The sequence below is a fragment of the Ruminococcus sp. B05 genome, assembly GCF_003628495.1.
Classification (GTDB): domain Bacteria; phylum Bacillota; class Clostridia; order Lachnospirales; family Lachnospiraceae; genus Schaedlerella; species Schaedlerella hominis.
Map to the genome: position 1 here is coordinate 20096 of NZ_RBZR01000029.1, position 16393 is coordinate 36488.

At 42.9% G+C, this 16393-nt stretch carries 23 protein-coding genes; 22 read left to right on the forward strand and 1 reads right to left on the reverse strand.

The window, feature by feature from the left end:
* The first annotated feature begins 1 nt into the window (after window position 1).
* The 7 genes from mobC to D8Q48_RS14830 all read left to right on the forward strand — a co-directional run bounded on the left by mobC (window position 2) and on the right by D8Q48_RS14830 (window position 4460).
* On the forward strand, window positions 2-340 hold the full coding sequence (gene mobC, locus D8Q48_RS14795; RefSeq protein ID WP_003526263.1) for a plasmid mobilization relaxosome protein MobC: 339 nt from the start codon (window positions 2-4) through the stop codon (window positions 338-340).
* 152 nt (window positions 341-492) lie between these two features.
* Window positions 493-795, forward strand: coding sequence for a hypothetical protein (locus tag D8Q48_RS14805; RefSeq protein ID WP_121057029.1), 303 nt, complete (start codon window positions 493-495; stop codon window positions 793-795).
* Complete coding sequence (locus D8Q48_RS14810) at window positions 792-1091, forward strand: CD1845 family protein (protein ID WP_121057031.1); 300 nt, start codon at window positions 792-794, stop codon at window positions 1089-1091. Before D8Q48_RS14805 ends, D8Q48_RS14810 begins: the two co-directional genes overlap by 4 nt.
* A 131-nt stretch (window positions 1092-1222) precedes the next feature.
* A complete protein-coding gene (locus D8Q48_RS14815) occupies window positions 1223-1819 on the forward strand; it encodes a type IV toxin-antitoxin system AbiEi family antitoxin domain-containing protein (RefSeq protein WP_117502835.1) in 597 nt (198 codons plus the stop codon).
* Window positions 1816-2670, forward strand: a complete 855-nt coding sequence (locus D8Q48_RS14820) for a nucleotidyl transferase AbiEii/AbiGii toxin family protein (RefSeq protein ID WP_002595844.1) — start codon at window positions 1816-1818, stop codon at window positions 2668-2670. The genes D8Q48_RS14815 and D8Q48_RS14820 overlap by 4 nt, the downstream gene beginning before the upstream one ends.
* Window positions 2667-2993 carry a hypothetical protein gene (locus tag D8Q48_RS14825; protein WP_006773027.1) on the forward strand — a complete coding sequence of 109 codons (327 nt, stop codon included), beginning with the start codon at window positions 2667-2669 and terminating at the stop codon, window positions 2991-2993. The genes D8Q48_RS14820 and D8Q48_RS14825 overlap by 4 nt, the downstream gene beginning before the upstream one ends.
* A 54-nt stretch (window positions 2994-3047) precedes the next feature.
* Window positions 3048-4460 carry a relaxase/mobilization nuclease domain-containing protein gene (locus tag D8Q48_RS14830; RefSeq protein WP_121057033.1) on the forward strand — a complete coding sequence of 471 codons (1413 nt, stop codon included), beginning with the start codon at window positions 3048-3050 and terminating at the stop codon, window positions 4458-4460.
* 223 nt (window positions 4461-4683) lie between these two features.
* Here D8Q48_RS14830 and D8Q48_RS14840 read toward each other — a convergent pair whose 3' ends face one another.
* Window positions 4684-5040 carry a helix-turn-helix transcriptional regulator gene (locus D8Q48_RS14840; RefSeq protein WP_121057038.1) on the reverse strand — a complete coding sequence of 119 codons (357 nt, stop codon included), beginning with the start codon at window positions 5038-5040 and terminating at the stop codon, window positions 4684-4686.
* A 163-nt stretch (window positions 5041-5203) separates the two neighbouring features.
* Here D8Q48_RS14840 and D8Q48_RS14845 point away from each other — a divergent pair, with 163 nt between their 5' ends.
* The 15 genes from D8Q48_RS14845 (at window position 5204) to D8Q48_RS17300 (ending at window position 16063) form a co-directional block, all read left to right on the forward strand.
* Window positions 5204-5392, forward strand: coding sequence for a helix-turn-helix domain-containing protein (locus tag D8Q48_RS14845; RefSeq protein WP_121057040.1), 189 nt, complete (start codon window positions 5204-5206; stop codon window positions 5390-5392).
* The gene (locus D8Q48_RS14850; RefSeq protein WP_121057041.1) at window positions 5385-6077 is read left to right on the forward strand and encodes a response regulator transcription factor; all 693 of its coding nucleotides are present in this window, start codon (window positions 5385-5387) and stop codon (window positions 6075-6077) included. Before D8Q48_RS14845 ends, D8Q48_RS14850 begins: the two co-directional genes overlap by 8 nt.
* Window positions 6078-6082: 5 nt before the next feature.
* Entirely contained in the window at window positions 6083-7000 is a 918-nt protein-coding gene (locus D8Q48_RS14855; RefSeq protein ID WP_121057044.1) for a HAMP domain-containing sensor histidine kinase, read from the forward strand.
* A 135-nt stretch (window positions 7001-7135) separates the two neighbouring features.
* Entirely contained in the window at window positions 7136-8062 is a 927-nt protein-coding gene (locus D8Q48_RS14860; RefSeq protein ID WP_007860248.1) for an ABC transporter ATP-binding protein, read from the forward strand.
* A complete protein-coding gene (locus D8Q48_RS14865; protein ID WP_016438886.1) occupies window positions 8055-8840 on the forward strand; it encodes an ABC transporter permease in 786 nt (261 codons plus the stop codon). Before D8Q48_RS14860 ends, D8Q48_RS14865 begins: the two co-directional genes overlap by 8 nt.
* A gap of 2 nt (window positions 8841-8842) precedes the next feature.
* Window positions 8843-9622 (forward strand): ABC transporter permease, encoded by a 780-nt coding sequence (locus D8Q48_RS14870; RefSeq protein WP_006874367.1) that lies wholly within the window; start codon window positions 8843-8845, stop codon window positions 9620-9622.
* Window positions 9623-9629: 7 nt separating this feature from the next.
* Window positions 9630-10091, forward strand: a complete 462-nt coding sequence (locus D8Q48_RS14875; protein WP_121057046.1) for a hypothetical protein — start codon at window positions 9630-9632, stop codon at window positions 10089-10091.
* 452 nt (window positions 10092-10543) lie between these two features.
* Window positions 10544-10960, forward strand: coding sequence for a sigma factor-like helix-turn-helix DNA-binding protein (locus tag D8Q48_RS14880; RefSeq protein WP_117752393.1), 417 nt, complete (start codon window positions 10544-10546; stop codon window positions 10958-10960).
* 116 nt (window positions 10961-11076) lie between these two features.
* Entirely contained in the window at window positions 11077-11256 is a 180-nt protein-coding gene (locus D8Q48_RS14885; RefSeq protein WP_117752392.1) for a helix-turn-helix domain-containing protein, read from the forward strand.
* A gap of 86 nt (window positions 11257-11342) precedes the next feature.
* Window positions 11343-12038 carry a VanR-ABDEGLN family response regulator transcription factor gene (gene vanR / locus D8Q48_RS14890; RefSeq protein ID WP_117752391.1) on the forward strand — a complete coding sequence of 232 codons (696 nt, stop codon included), beginning with the start codon at window positions 11343-11345 and terminating at the stop codon, window positions 12036-12038.
* 11 nt (window positions 12039-12049) lie between these two features.
* Window positions 12050-12556, forward strand: a complete 507-nt coding sequence (locus D8Q48_RS14895) for a VanZ family protein (RefSeq protein ID WP_121057048.1) — start codon at window positions 12050-12052, stop codon at window positions 12554-12556.
* Window positions 12557-12569: 13 nt separating this feature from the next.
* The gene (locus D8Q48_RS14900) at window positions 12570-13634 is read left to right on the forward strand and encodes a HAMP domain-containing sensor histidine kinase (RefSeq protein ID WP_121057050.1); all 1065 of its coding nucleotides are present in this window, start codon (window positions 12570-12572) and stop codon (window positions 13632-13634) included.
* Window positions 13635-13765: 131 nt separating this feature from the next.
* Window positions 13766-14653, forward strand: a complete 888-nt coding sequence (locus tag D8Q48_RS14905; protein ID WP_117752389.1) for an ABC transporter ATP-binding protein — start codon at window positions 13766-13768, stop codon at window positions 14651-14653.
* Window position 14654: 1 nt separating this feature from the next.
* Window positions 14655-15896, forward strand: a complete 1242-nt coding sequence (locus D8Q48_RS14910; RefSeq protein ID WP_121057052.1) for an ABC transporter permease — start codon at window positions 14655-14657, stop codon at window positions 15894-15896.
* 14 nt (window positions 15897-15910) lie between these two features.
* Window positions 15911-16063, forward strand: a complete 153-nt coding sequence (locus D8Q48_RS17300) for a hypothetical protein (RefSeq protein WP_158557390.1) — start codon at window positions 15911-15913, stop codon at window positions 16061-16063.
* Window positions 16064-16393: the final 330 nt, after the last annotated feature.

Sequence of the window (16393 nt, forward strand, 5' to 3'; positions counted from 1 at the left end):
TATGGCAAAGCGCAAGCGGGATGTGCCGGTTTTGTTTTGGGTGTCCGCAGAAGAACTGGAACTGATCCATCAAAAGATGCAGCAATACGGGACAGAGAATTTGAGCGCTTATCTGCGGAAAATGGCGCTGGATGGTTATGTGGTCAAGCTGGAACTGCCAGAGCTGAAGGAGTTGGTCTCCCTGATGCGCCGAAGCAGCAACAACTTGAACCAGCTGACCCGCAAAGTGCATGAGACCGGGCGGGTTTATAATGCTGACTTGGAGGATATATCCCAGCGGCAGGAACAGTTATGGGAGGGTGTGAAGGAAATCCTTACCCAGCTTTCTAAACTTTCATAACAGGGATAGATACTCCATTTGCAGAGGGAGGAACGGCGTTTCTTCGCCGCATCTCCCTCCGCTTTTTCTTTTTGCCTGTATCCTTGTCTTTTGCCTGTCTGTACCGGATAATATGAGTAGAATAAGAAGTGTAGCAAAGGAGTGGGAAACAGATGCTGACCTTTGAAAAAGTGCTGGAGATTTTTGCGGACTATCTGGCCGCAGACGAGACCATCGAAGTTTATATCAGCCGTCATGGATGTATAAGGGTTGAATTTGACCAGGACTTTCACTATTGCACTGGCGAGGTGTGCCATACTCCCAGGGAACTGTTAGACCTTTTAGCTGATGATTACCGGACTTATCTGGAGATTGAACTGACCAAAGGCAGACGGGAGCTTACGGAAGATGATGAGAGAGAAGCGGACGCCCTATGCAAACGGCATCTGGAGCGTTGGAAGGAGGAACTGGAATGAAGATTTTGAAATGCCTGCTGATGATTGTAACTGCACCGGTCATTTTGGTGTTGACACTTTTTGTCTGGCTCTGCACGGAGCTGATCTACATATCTGGTTTGGTGCTTGGTCTGCTCAGCATGGTAATTGCTCTGCTTGGTGTGGCTGTGCTTATTACCTATTCCCCGCAGAATGGTGTGATTTTGCTGGTTATGGCATTTTTGATTAGCCCGATGGGGCTGCCGCTGGCTGCAATCTGGCTGCTGGGAAAGGTGCAGAGTTTGAAATTTGCCATTCAGGATTGGGTGTATGGATAAAAAATACGCAAAGCCACAAAATGCCAAACACCGCCAAACACCGTCTGTTAAATTTGGAAAGAGGAACTATATATCAACGACTTTACTTTTGAACTAATATTGCGTATAATATTAGTGTGAAAGGAAGTGATATGATGGGACAATTTGAACAGCTGGATCAGATGCTAACAGAACAAGAAGGAATGCTACGAACATCACAGGTCGTATCTTCTGGAATTTCAAAGCCGGTATTTTATGATTATGTGCGTTCACGAGATTTGGATAGAGTCGCACATGGGATTTATCTGTCCAAAGATTCTTGGGTGGATGCTATGTATCTGCTTCATTTGCGATTTGAACAAGCAGTATTTTCACATGAAACAGCTTTATTTTTTCACGATCTGACAGACCGTGAGCCAATAGAATATACAGTTACGGTCAAAACTGGATGCAATCCAAGCAAAATGAAAGCAGAAGGCATTCAAGTTTTTACGATTAAAGCAGACTTACATGATGTAGGACTTACAACAGCGAAAACTCCGTTCGGGCATACTGTGCCGGTTTATGATATGGAGCGGACGATCTGTGATTTGCTCAGAAGCCGCAGCAGAATTGAAATTCAGACCTTTCAGGGAGCGCTAAAATCTTATGCCCGTAGAAAAGATAAGAACCTGCGAGCTTTAATGCAATATGCTGGGATGTTCAAGGTGGAAAAAATTTTACGACAGTATTTGGAGGTACTTTTATGATAAAAACAGCAAGGCAGCTTAAAGATTTAATACGAAACCTTTCCAGAGAAAAATCCGCAGATGCTCAGATTTTAATGAGGAACTACATGATGGAGCGTTTTTTGGAGCGTATTTCTCTTTCTGAATATCGTGATAAGTTTATCTTGAAGGGTGGTATGTTGGTAGCGGCTATGGTTGGATTGGATGCCCGCTCTACGATGGATTTGGATGCAACCATAAAAGGAGCTAATGTCAATGTGGAGGATATTGAGAATCTAATTTCATCAATCGTAACTGTTCCGATTGATGATGGTGTTAAATTTCAGCTGAAAAGTATTTCGGAGATTATGGATGAAGCAGAGTATCCGGGGATTCGTGTCAGCATGAGTACAACATTCGATGGTGTAGTGACCCCTTTGAAAATTGATATTTCTACGGGAGATGCAATCACTCCAAGAGAGGTTCGGTATTCATTCAAACTTATGCTGGAAGATCGCTCCATTGATATTTGGGCTTATAATTTAGAAACTGTGCTGGCAGAAAAACTGGAAACCATTATTACCAGAACCACAACCAATACCCGCATGAGAGATTTCTACGATATTTACATTTTAGAACAGCTGCATGGAACCACGCTGAACCCGAAAATTTTACATGATGCGCTTCTGGCAACTGCTCATAAACGGGGATCGGAGAAGTATCTTAACCAGGCTGAAGAAGTTTTTGACGAAGTGGAAAATGATTCGGTTATGCAAAAACTTTGGGAGGCATACCGCAAAAAGTTTTCTTATGCTTCTGATTTGGAATGGGATGTGATTATGAAAGCAATTCGCAGGTTATATGTTCTTTGCGAGAAGGGCATCAGCTTATGAAAAAGCATGGACACTATTGTAAAGTTTGTGGTGAATACAAAGCCAACGAAAAATTTTCAGGCAAAGGTCATGCATCCCACATTTGTAAATCCTGTGCTTCGCTACCAGCAGAAAAGCAGGCTGAACTGATGACACTGAATCGTCTTTTGAATCTTCCATGGAGGCTATCGAAAGAACAGTTGTCCTGGCTGAAAAATCGACTAAAGGATAGGCGGCCTGATGTCCGTGCATTGGCGCAAGAGCAATATGAAATGAGATTTCCACCAAGACACTTAGAAGATGATGAGTTCAATTTTTTCGATGAAGAAAGTTTTATAGAATAGTGAAAGCGGTCTGCTATGGCAGGCCGTTTTCTTTTCGGGAAGGAGGTCTGACCTATGGCAACCACGAGAATCATGCCGCTTCATGTCGGCAAGGGCCGCACAGAAAGTCGGGCGATCAGTGACATCATCGACTATGTGGCCAACCCAAAGAAAACAGATGACGGCAGACTCATTACCGGCTATGCGTGTGACAGCCGGACTGCGGATGCAGAGTTTCTTCTGGCAAAGCGGCAGTACATTGCCGCTACCGGACGAGTGCGAGGTGCGGATGATGTGATTGCCTATCATGTGCGCCAGTCGTTCCGCCCCGGTGAGATCACTCCGGAAGAAGCGAACCGGCTGGGTGTGGATTTTGCCAAGCGTTTTACCAAGGGCAATCATGCCTTTGTGGTCTGCACTCATATAGACAAATCGCACATTCACAATCACATTATCTGGTCATCGGTCAGCTTAGAATATGACCGGAAATTCCGAAACTTTTGGGGCAGCACCAAGGCGGTCCGTCAGTTGAGCGACACCATCTGCATTGAAAACGGACTGTCTATTGTAGAGAACCCGAAACCTCACGGAAAGAGCTATAACAAATGGCTGGGCGATCAGGCAAAGCCCTCTCACCGAGAGCTGCTTCGTGTGGCGATTGATAATGCATTATCACAAAGTCCTGCTGACTTTGAGGAGCTGCTGAGGCTGCTGCAAGAGTCCGGCTGTGAGGTATCAAAGCGCGGAAAATCATATCGCCTGAAGCTCCACGGTTGGGAAAAAGCAGCCCGCATGGACAGCCTGGGCGAAGGATATGGATTGGAAGATTTGCAGGCAGTTCTCTCCGGGAAGAAAGCGCATACCCCACGAAAGAAAACAGTCACACAGGCAGAGCCGCCGAAGGTCAATCTGCTGGTGGACATTCAGGCAAAATTGCAGGCTGGAAAAGGTGATGGGTATGCTCGATGGGCTAAGGTTTTCAATCTGAAGCAAATGGCGCAGACAATGAATTACCTGTCAGAGAACAATCTGCTGGAGTATGCGGTTTTGGAAGAAAAGGCTGCGGCTGCCACGGCACATCACAATGAGCTTTCGGCGCAGATCAAAGCGGCTGAAAAGCGCATGGCAGAGATTGCTGTTCTGCGTACTCACATCGTAAATTATGCCAAGACCCGTGAGGTCTATGTGGCATATCGCAAGGCAGGCTACTCTAAGAAATTCCGGGAGGAACATGAGGAAGAAATTCTGCTCCACCAGGCTGCCAAGAATGCCTTTGACGAGATGGGAGTCAAGAAGCTGCCCAAGGTCAAGGAGTTGCAGACGGAGTACGCGAAATTGCTGGAAGAAAAGAAAAAGACCTATGCCGAGTACCGGCATTCCCGTGAAGAAATGCGGGAGCTTTTAACGGCAAAGGCCAATGTGGATCGGGTCCTGAAAATGGAGGTAGAACAGGATGTTGAAAAAGAAAAAGACCACGGCCAGCGGTAAGCTGGTCCTGGTCAAAAGCGTTCGCAGAACGCGCAGCCACAGAATGAAATTCTGTGTTCAAAGGGGCTTGGGGGCGCTGCCCTCAACAAGCAAGCGGAGAGGAAAATCACGGAGGGATTTTGCACTCTGCGGGTCGGTGTGTATTAACACCGGCATTGCTTGCTTCTTTTTACTCGGAAATGAAAGAAGCCAGTGAGGAAACAATCAAATTTCACTCACCGGCTCAATTCGTTTCAAATTTCTCGGATAGTTCTGTTAGTTCTTTCGCGGTCTCCTGCGTATGGTGCAAGAGGGTTTCACGCATTTCTGACGGACAGCTACAATAAAGCATCTTCATCTGATTGGCTCCCTCATCATCTGGAGAAACATCTGGATTGATCAGAGTGTCCAGGGAGAGCGGAAGCACCTTTGCCAATGCCTTCAAAATCAAATAGGACGGATTGATTTGTCCCTTTTCAATGCTGGCGATCTGCTTGACAGATACATGGCTTAGATCCGCAAGCTCCTGCTGTGTCAGGTCTTTTTTCTTTCGGGCTTCCCGCATTTTTTGCCCCAAAGCAGTCAAATCATCAATCGGCATAATCACTCACCTCAAGTATATTCTATCGTGCTGATTTGCACAAAGGAATAACCTTATTATGCTGGTCAATAGGCTTGATTATGCCGATTTTTTGAGCGTGATATTTCTATACGCTTGTATTGTTCGAGTATAAGAACTATAATGTGTTTTGTGGAGGTGCAAAATGGATTATATGACATTAAAAGAGGCCGCTGAGCAGTGGGGCGTGACACCTCGTAGAGTAAATTATTATTGTGCCGGTGGGCGTATCCCCGGTGCTGTGAAAATGGCTGGTGTTTGGCTGATCCCTAAAACTGCGGAGAAGCCGATTGATGGCCGGACAAAACAAGGGAAGGAGCTGCGTCATGAATAAAATTTTGATTATAGATGATGACAGAGAACTGTGTGCTTTGGTTAAACGCAGCGTACAATCGGAACATATTGAAGCTGATTTTTGTAATACCGGAAAAGAGGGCTTGCAGAAATTAAAAGAGCAGGAGTATCAGCTTGTGGTGTTGGATGTGATGATGCCCGGTATGGATGGCTTTGAAACGCTGGAAGAAATCCGCAATGAAAACAGCCTACCAATTTTGATGTTCACATCCAAAAATGACAGCATTTCTAAAGTGCGGGGCTTACGGGCCGGAGCGGACGATTATCTGACAAAGCCGTTTGACATGGATGAACTGATTGCCCGAATTGTTTCCCTCATTCGCCGCTACACTCGCTTTAATCAGCAAGCCGGAGCCATGCAAAAACTGGATTTTGACGGATTGCAGATTGACCTTGAAAACCGTTCTGTTACTACGGAAAACGGCACTTTTGAACTTCCGCCAAAGGAATTTGATCTGCTCTTATACTGTGCAAAACATCAAGGGAAAATTTTGACCAAACAGCAGATTTATGAGGAAGTATGGGGCGAAGAATATTTCTATGATGACAGCAACATTATGGCGATCATCAGCCGACTTCGTAAAAAATTAGAAATCAATCCTTCCAGTCCAAAGTATATCCAAACGGTCAAAGGGATTGGCTACCGTTTTAATAAGGAGGTGTAGCCGGTATGGAAATCATCGTTTTCTTTTCCATTTTGATTACTGTTTTGGCTGTGCTGACTTCCATCGCTCTCGTTCGGCGCGTAAAAAAACAAATAGCAGAAATGACAGATGCTCTGATTGATGTGAAAAATGGAAATGGCAATCGGCGTATCTTGTCTGCAACAAATGAACTGGTAGCCCCTCTTGCCTATGAAATCAATGAAATCGTTGTGGCCTATGAAAGCAGACTTTCGATTGTCCTTCAAACAGAAGAAACCAACCGCCAGCTTATGACGAGCCTTTCCCACGATGTCCGGACGCCCCTTACCACTCTGATCGGGTATCTTGACGCTGCACACAAAGGACTGGTCACGGGAAAAGACCGGGATGATTATATTGAAACCGCCCGCCGGAAAGCCCACGATCTGAAAGAATATATTGATGTGCTCTTTGACTGGTTCAAGTTAAATTCCAACGAGTTTGCTTTGGAGATCCAGAGCATTGAGGCCGCAGAACTGACAAGAAATATCCTGATCGACTGGATACCGATTTTTGAGGATAAACAGGTTGATTATGACATTGATATTCCGGAACAGCCTGTCCGGGTAAGATTGGATATGGACAGCTATATGAGGATCATCAATAACCTTATTCAAAATGTAATCGCTCATAGCCATGCGGACAAAATTAAAATTTCTCTATCGAAGAAGGAAAACAGCATGGAGCTGCTGCTGGCGGATAATGGAGTGGGAATTGAGAAGGAAGATTTGAAACACATATTTGAACGGCTTTATAAGTGTGATAAAGGACGCTCTGAAAAAGGCAGCGGACTTGGGCTTTCTATTGTCCATCAGCTTGTAGAAAAGATGGGTGGAAGCATAACAGTTGAAAGCTTTCCGGGAGAAGGAACTGAATTTATGTTGCTTTTTCCTTTGGAGATTTAAGCGGGTTCCCGTCTTTATGGCGGGAACCTTTGTCATTTTTGCCGGATTTCAAATTGCAAGGTTAATGCAAGGTTGCGGCAAGGTTAATGCAAGGTTGGCGTGATAGAATACCTTACAGAACAGGAGGTTTTGAATATGGATACAAATTACATCATTGAAACAAAAAATCTGACAAAGCAATACGGCTCACAAAAGAGTGTGGCTGACTTAAATATCCATGTGAAGCGTGGGAGAATTTATGGTCTGCTGGGCAGAAACGGAGCCGGAAAAACCACTACTATGAAAATGTTGTTGGGCTTAACGAAGCCGACTTCCGGTGAGGTCAAAATCTGGGGAAAATCTTTGCAGGGGAATGAAAAGAAATTGTTGCCCCGTATCGGCAGCCTGATTGAGTCCCCCGGCTTTTATCCCAATCTGACCGGCACAGAGAACCTGCGTATCTTTGCTACCCTACGGGGCGTACCGAACAATCATGCCATCAAAGACGCTCTTGATCTGGTAGGACTGCCCTACAAAGATAAAAAGCTCTTTTCTCAGTATTCTCTTGGTATGAAGCAGCGGCTTGCCATCGCCCTTGCCGTTATGCACGATCCGGAACTTTTGATTTTGGATGAGCCGATCAACGGTCTCGATCCCATCGGTATTGCAGAAGTACGCTCCTTTATTCGGGAGCTTTGCGACGCAAGAGGAAAAACCATTTTGATTTCCAGTCATATTCTTTCAGAGATTTCTTTGCTGGCTGACGATATTGGAATTATCGACCACGGAGCATTGCTGGAAGAAGAAAGCCTTGCTGAACTGGAGCAAAAAAGCAGTAAGCATATTCGGTTTACGCTCTCTGATACTGCACAGGCGGCAAGAATTTTGGAACGCAATTTCCATGAAAACCATTTTTCCATACAGGACGACCACAATCTGCGCCTGCACAACCTTGATCTGCCTGTGGGGAAAATTGTAACTGCCTTTGTAGAAAATGGATTGGAGGTATCGGAGGCGCATACTTGTGAAGAAAGTCTTGAAGATTACTTCAAGCGTGTGACAGGGGGCGAAGGAATTGCTTAAACTAATCAAATGCGAATTTTTGAAATTGAAACGGAAGAAATTTATTCCGCTGATTATTCTGGCTGCTTTTCTGTTTCCACTCCCGCTGACTTATCTGATGACAACGCCCTCTATGATGGAGCGATATACGGATCAGGCAGATGCTTTCGACGGACTATTTAATATGGTGCTGGGATATGGTATCCAGTTTTTACTGCCCTGCATTATCGGAGTGATTGCCGCTATCCTGTTTTTTATGGAACGCGACAACGATACATTCAAAAATCTGCGTACAATTCCTGTAACCAGCACGCAAATGGTACTTGCAAAGATTATTGTCCTGTTTCTTTTTGGAATTGTTTTTTGTGTGGCTTCTACCATTGCAACAATTCTTTGCGGATTTGGAACATTAGAAGTTTATGGAATAGGCTATAAATTGTTTTTAGCGGTTGAAACAGGAATTTTCATTACGGCAGGAACACTCCCGTTGATTGTCCTTGTTGTCTTTTTCAGTAAGACCTATGTTTTTTCTATTTTGCTGTGTGTCTTTTACAGTGTTCTGAACATGAGTGCTACGGCATTGTTTGACACACTGCCTAAAACCATGTTATGGCTTCTGCCCACGCCACTGACTACATTTTGGAGTGCGGGAGATATGGCGGCTCATGGAATAAAAATGGACTTGGAGCAAATGACAGGGCTAATTCCTTCAACATTTCAAGTTGTATTCATTCTTGGGATCATGGCATTAGTTTCGTTCTTACTGATTGATAGATTATATAAGCAGAGGGGGGAATAAACATGGTTCGCATTGTAAAAACAGAATTTTATAAATTGAAAAGGTATCATATCCTTTGGGCGGGCGTTGCGCTCATGCTCCTATCCGTCCTGCTGACCTTGTTTACCTCTATGGCGAATGATGGTTCCGTTTGGGATTTCGCCTATCTTACAGAACAGGTCATCAAAAACAATATGTCCATGATTTTTCCGATGTGTATCAGCCTAATTGCTGGATATATGATTTCTCGTGAGCAGACGGATGACACATTGAAAAATATTCTGACTGTGCCGATCTCTTTTAAGAAACTGCTGACCGGGAAATTGATTGTGTGCGGCGTATTGTCTATTATTTTCGGGCTGATATGCAGCCTGTTTACAATCATAGCAGAAATGATTGTGGGATTTCCCGGCTTTGAAATTTCCTTAGCACTAAAAGCAACCTTGCAGATTACCGCAGTTAATTTCTTTTTATATCTTGCGGTTCTGCCGATTATCGCTCTTACTTGTCGGAGGGCAGGCAGCTTTTTAGTCGGTGTAATCATTGCTTTTGTCTATGGATATGGAGGGATGTTTGCCGCAGGAAATATGACATTAGCAAACCTTTATCCGATTACCGCAAGTCTCGGAATGGTAGGCTACCGTAGCTATGATACCGCAGTCAACTGGAATATCGGAACCTGTTCTTGCAGTCTTGTGCTTGCTGTTGTTATTTCTGCCATCTTGATTTTGTGCATGAAAGAGCGAGAAGCAACCCAAACAAAGAAAAAGGCCAAAAAGGTAGCACCAAAGAAAGGCTGGTGATGATTTTATGAAGAAAACAGTTTTAGCATTGGCATTTGTTCTTTTGGGAAGTTTTATGCTTTCTGGCTGTTCAAAAGATGAAATTCTCGATCATTATAATAATATCGTTCAGTCGGCTGGAGCCATAGAGCTTACAGGAAAGTTATCTTTGGAAGGAACAAAAGAAAAAGGGATCGATGATTATACGGGAACTTATACGGCTGATTATGAGAATTTTTCAGATACAGAGTATTTGTTCGGAGGAACTTCCATAAAGAGAGAAGCCGGTAAGGAGCTGTCTATTGACTGCACTTTGGAGGTTACGGAAGGTACTGCAAAAGTATTTTGGATTTCTGGATCTGATGAAGCAGTCACTTTGATTGAAACAACCGGAACATACAGCGATACAATTACACTCCCTGAAGGCGGAAACTATATCGGCATTGAGTGTGAGGACTTTACTGGAAACATTGAATTGAATATTGAATAACATTCTGCCGCACGACGGCAAAAGAAAAAAAGCCGTCGTAAAGCAGACCTATTAACACGCCTAATATTATCTTTCGGTGGCTTTGAAAAATTCAGAGCCGCCGTTTCTTTTTGCTCTAAGCAGAAACACAATGACCTCATGCAATTAGCAGGGGCGGCATAAAGGAGGATGCCGCCTTGTCTATTTTCGCTTTTTTTCATAATATCCATGATCTGCACCAACTAAAAAAAGCCTTGCTCCACCTCCGGGGAAATCTGATTGCCAATCGGCATTATCATTCTATCTAAATCAGCAGAATAATGAGTTTTTTTGTTGCGCCAGTTTTCCTTTATGGAGAGCTGGCGTTTTCTATTGCTGCTTTTTCAGGAAAGCTCCCAAAGTATACCGCTGCCGTTCCCCGCCTCCGTTCGGTTCACCCGTCAACCACCCGTGAATCGAAATGGAGGTACATAATGAAAAAAGTCAATCTTAGGGATCTGTATCCCGATGTTTATAAAACCGATCACTTTGTAGAAGTAACAGAAGATGTGCTGGAGACGATCCGTGCCGCTGAGCGTGCAGAGGCTGCCTATGACCGGAGGATGTATCGCTACAAGGCGCATTACTCTCTGGATTGTGACAACGGCATTGAGAATGCGATTCTGCTAAAACCCCAGACGCCGGAAATGTTCCTGGAGGAAAAGCAGTTGCGGGAGCAGCTCTACGCCGCAGTGATAGCTCTGCCGGAGAAGCAGGCCGAGCGGATCTATGCCCGGTATTACCTGGGGATGCGCGTGAGCGAGATTGCCGCAGCGGAGGGTGTAGACCCAAGCCGTGTCCGTGAGAGTATCCGGCGTGGTCTGAAACAGCTGGCAGTATTTTTAGGATAAAGCAACAAAGGGCGCAAGGTCTCATAGTGCTTCTGGCACAGGGCCTTGCGCCTCATTTGCACGCTTGTATTCTTCGAGCAAAAGAAATATAATGAGCCATATTGGAGGGGAACTATATGGATTATATGACGCTGAAAGAAGCAAGTGAAAAATGGGGTGTTACCCCAAGGCAGATCAATTATTTATGCGCCGGAGGGCGTATCCCCGGCGCTGTGAAAATGGCTACCATTTGGCTGATCCCGAAAGAGGCAGAACAACCAATGGATAGGCGCTATAAAGTATTAGGAAAATCTTAATAATTTCTCATGTAAATCATTGAGAATGAAAACTTTATTCCTGCTATACTTAATCAAATAAGAAGTCAAAAAGGAGTTGAAAAAATATGTCTGAAAAGATATTAGTGATAGATGATGAACGGGATATAGCAAACTTGTTAGAAGTCTATCTGCAAAATGAAAACTACATTGTTTATAAATATTACTGTGCTAAGGACGCAATGCCATGTATTGAAAACGAAGATATTGATCTTGCCATTTTGGATGTCATGCTCCCGGATATGGACGGCTTTTCTCTGTGCCAGCTTATTCGTGAAAAATATACTTATCCCATTATTATGCTGACAGCTAAAATTGAGGAAACGGATAAGATTACAGGACTGACATTAGGAGCAGATGATTATGTGACAAAACCGTTTCGGCCTTTGGAAGTAGTTGCCAGAGTGAAAGCACAACTGCGACGTTACAAAAAATATTCTCCTGCCACAAGTGTAGAAAAAATACAGCCGGAACTTTCATACAATAAATTGCGATTGAACACACAGACTCATGAATGTCTATTGGATGGTGAAAATGTGTCACTGACTCCGACCGAGTTTTCAATTCTTAATGTTTTGTTGAAAAATGCCGGAACAGTTGTAAGCATTGAAGATTTATTTCATGCAGTATGGAAAGATGAATATTATTCCAAAAACAGTAGCACTATCACAGTGCATATCCGGCATTTGCGTGAAAAGTTAAAAGATACTTCTGATACTCCAAAATACATTAAAACAATTTGGGGAGTCGGCTATAAAATTTGAAAGGAGAACACATGAAAGAAAAGCAAAAATTTTTTGTGCCAGTTCTTTTTTTGATTTATCTGGCACTTTTGGTTTGGATAATATTATTCAAGTTGCAATTCAATATCAATGATTTAGACACGGTAAGAAGTATAAATCTAATCCCGTTTTATTACGACAAGGAAATTGGAACAGCATTTCACCTAAAAGAAGTGCTTGAAAATCTTTTGATTTTCGTTCCGATGGGTATATATCTGCAAATGCTTCTGCCTAAATGTCGGTTTCATGGTAAACTGATTATCATTGCTGGAACAAGCCTGCTGTTGGAAGGGGCTCAATATGTTTTAGCAATCGGACGGTCTGACATCACCGATCTGATTACAAATTTCATGGGTGGCCTTTTAGGACTTGCTCTATATGGTATGATGGTTCGATTGCTTAAAAACAGAGAAACAGCAGATAAACTATTTTTCATTCTGGCTGTTATTGTAAGTGTCGTTGTTGTTGGATTTTTGGCATTTATTTTGTTTTTGAATTGATAGGAGGTGCGCCATATTGAATAAAAGAACGACTACGGAAAAGCGGCTTAGTGTGCACTTGTACCTGTCATTGGTTTTATATACTGTGGTGGGATTTGGACTGGTTATCCTGCTGGATTACATTTTTTCAAAATTCAATAACAGTATCTTATCGTGGCTCTATTTGCGTATTGATGCGATTCTCATTATCTACTTGATAATAGGTTTTGTTTGCATTTTTAATTATTTCTGGAAAAAACCGTGGGGATATTTGGACGAGGTAATTTCCGCAACACAAACTGTTTATGAACAGAATGATCATGCGGTGGCTTTATCGGAACCACTTAAAGAGTTGGAAAACCAGCTAAACCAAATCAAAATGTCTGTTCTATTAAGTAAACAGGCGGCAAAACAAGCCGAGGATAAAAAGAATGAAATTATCATGTATCTGGCCCATGACATACGAACCCCATTGACAACGGTAATCGGTTATTTGAGCTTGCTCCATGAGGCCCCGGATATGCCTGAAAATCAAAAGGAAAAGTATATCAAGGTGGCACTTGATAAAGCAGACCGTCTTGAAAAACTTATCAATGAACTGTTTGAGGTAACAAAATACAACGCACATACGGTTGTACTGAAAAGGGAAACCGTAGATTTACACTGTCTAATTGCACAGGTGATCGACGAAATATACCCAACGCTGTCCGCCAATGGCAATACGGTGGTTTTCAAAGCGGATGATGATTTGTCTGTAACCGGCGATCCTGAAAAACTGGCAAGAGTGTTCAGTAATCTTTTGAGAAATGCGGCTGCATATAGCTACTCCAAAACAGAAATTAGCATATCAGCAAAGAAATCTGACCGTAATATTCAAATCATTTTTGAAAATCATGGCAAGACAATTCCACCGGAGCAGCTTGATAGCATATTTGAAAAATTCAGCCGTTTGGATGAAGCACGGCTTTCTGATACAGGCGGTGCAGGATTAGGGCTTTCGATTGCCGAAGAAATCATACATCTGCATGGCGGTACGATTACTGCTTCCAGTAAAAATGAAACTATTTCCTTTATGATTATGTTGCCTATTTCAGCTTAGGAAAATTAGAACCTAATCTTAGGAATTACTTAGGAATTTTCCTGCACAATCTTTGAGATTGTTCTGCCCTTGTTCGGTACAATGGTTACTGAACAAGGGCAGATTTTTGTTTAAGCGAAAGGAGCAAATTTATGGAACTGAAAATTGAACACATAAGCAAGCGGTTTAAAGATAAGATGGCTGTTGATGATGTTAGCCTTACATTGACAACCGGCGTATGGGGGTTGTTGGGAGCAAACGGAGCTGGTAAAACTACACTTATGCGGATGATTGCGGATATTATGGAACCGAGCAATGGGAGCATTTCTTTTGACGGAGAAGATATTCGCAAGATGGGTGCAAATTACCGCAATATCTTTGGCTTTTTGCCACAGGATTTTGGCTATTCCCGCGATTTCACGGTCAAGGATTATCTAGAATATATCGCTGCATTAAAGGATGTGTCGCCCAGAGAAACCACAAAGAAAATCAACCAGCTACTTGATATTCTTACCCTCTCCGATGTGAAAGGAAAAAAGATTGCCAAACTATCTGGCGGTATGAAACGTCGTGTGGGAATTGCACAGGCTATGCTGAATGACCCTAAAATCCTTGTTATGGATGAGCCAACGGCAGGACTTGATCCCGGAGAAAGGGTGCGGTTTAGAAACTTCATTTCAGAATTTTCACATAACCGTATTGTTCTGATTTCCACCCATATTGTTTCTGATATTGAATATATCGCAACTCGTAATGCGATTATGAAAGCTGGAAAAATTATTGATGTGGGAACGACAAACGAGTTGGTAAAACAGATTGAGGGTAAAGTATGGAGTTGTGTAATTCCTGCCCATAAGATGATGGACTATGAAATGCGTCTGAGGATTATCAATCAGCGAGGCGAGGACAATAATCAAATATCTATCCGTTATCTCGCGGATCATTCCGAGGTAGAGGGTTCCATTCCTGCGGAACCACGTTTGGAAGATTTATATTTATGGCTGTTTCCACAAGAAGATGTCGAAAGGGAGGGAAAATAATATGCGTTTATTTTGTTTAGAAGTAAAGCGTGTCCTGAAATCACGACGCACACTTATCTTACTTGCTGTGGCTCTGGTTATGTCCATTGCTATGGCATATCTGCCGATTGCTTTTGAGTCCATCAATCGTCCAAATCCAGACGGAACAAAAACAGAACTTGATGGTATGGAGGCAATCGAATTTAAGCGAGATTTGTATTCTGCTATAAATGGAGAAGTTACTCCAGAAAAAGTAAGTGAGGCATTGAAAACTTATCAGGATTTAATAAATGAATACGGCCCTCTGGAGAGTGATACATTCCCGGTTTCTGTCAGCGTTAAACAGATTGTACCTATTCGCCCATTACTCAAAGCGTTGCCAGAACTGTATGCTGATCCGCTGACTGGAATTGGAGCTGACCTTATGGATATTGATCCGGAAGATGTCGCACAAAACTATTATCAGCGTTGTGCTACCCATTTATCAGATGTTATGAAAAATGAGCAGCGAAACCATCCAAAAGCGCAGCAACAGAGCATAGACAAGTACGCCGAGGTTGATACGCCATTCCAGCTTTATGCAGGGCTTTCCAGAGATGCTTTTGATTACATTGAACTTTATATCATGGTTCTGGCGATTTTGTGTGTTGCCATTACAGCTCCTGCTTTTTCTGGTGAGTATCAGAGCGGGGCCGATAGCATCTTGCGCTGTACAAAGCATGGTCGGTTGAAACTGGCAGTTAGCAGAATACTGGCATCTTGTGCGATCTCGGTCGTGATATTTGCTGTTGGGATTACTCTACACCTACTGATCTCAAACTTAGCATTTGGTACAAATTGTTTGGAAACATCTATGCAAATGCTGTTTTCCATTATCAACCTGCCTAATATCAATTTGGGACAACTGCAAATTTACCTTGCTCTGGCGGGGTTGCTGTCTATTGTGAGTTGCATTTGCTGCACACTTTTCCTATCCGCCAAGTGTAAAGATGCACTGTCGGTGTTGCTGATCTCCATTGTTATAATCCTTGTCCCGTTTTTTGCTTACACAGCATTAGGTGTAAATTGGATTTCTGCCATTCTCCCCTCTGCTGGAATTGGGATGCAGAACAATTTCCTGTATCAGCTTATCAATTTTAACTATTTGCATATTGGTGGAATGAGTTTTTGGACACCACATATAATTTTAATTTCCGCAGCGATTGAAGTTCCAATTTTTTTGTTTCTTGCAGTTCGTTCCTACTGTAAACATCAAGTGGCATGAGGAGGTGTTCGGGCATGAATAATGATGATTTAGATAAGTTGATAAAACGTTCTTTGAATAATGTTGCTGAGAATATTACCTTATCTGACCCCGATAGGTTACTGGAACGTATCAATCAAGATATTTTGAAAAAATCTCTTGATGATAAAAAGAAAAAAGGAAAATAATCTATCTAATCTGCCGGACGACGGCAAAAGAAAAAAAGCCGTCGTAAAGCAGACCTATTAACACGCCTAATATTATCTTTCGGTGGCTTTGAAAAATTCAGAGCCGCCGTTTCTTTTTGCTCTAAGCAGAAACACAATGACCTCATGCAATTAGCAGGGGCGGCATAAAGGAGGATGCCGCCTTGTCTATTTTCGCTTTTTTTCATAATATCCATGATCTGCACCAACTAAAAAAAGCCTTGCTCCACCTCCGGGGAAATCTGATTGCCAATCGGCATTATCATTCTATCTAAATCAGCAGAATAATGAGTTTTTTTGTTGCGCCAGTTT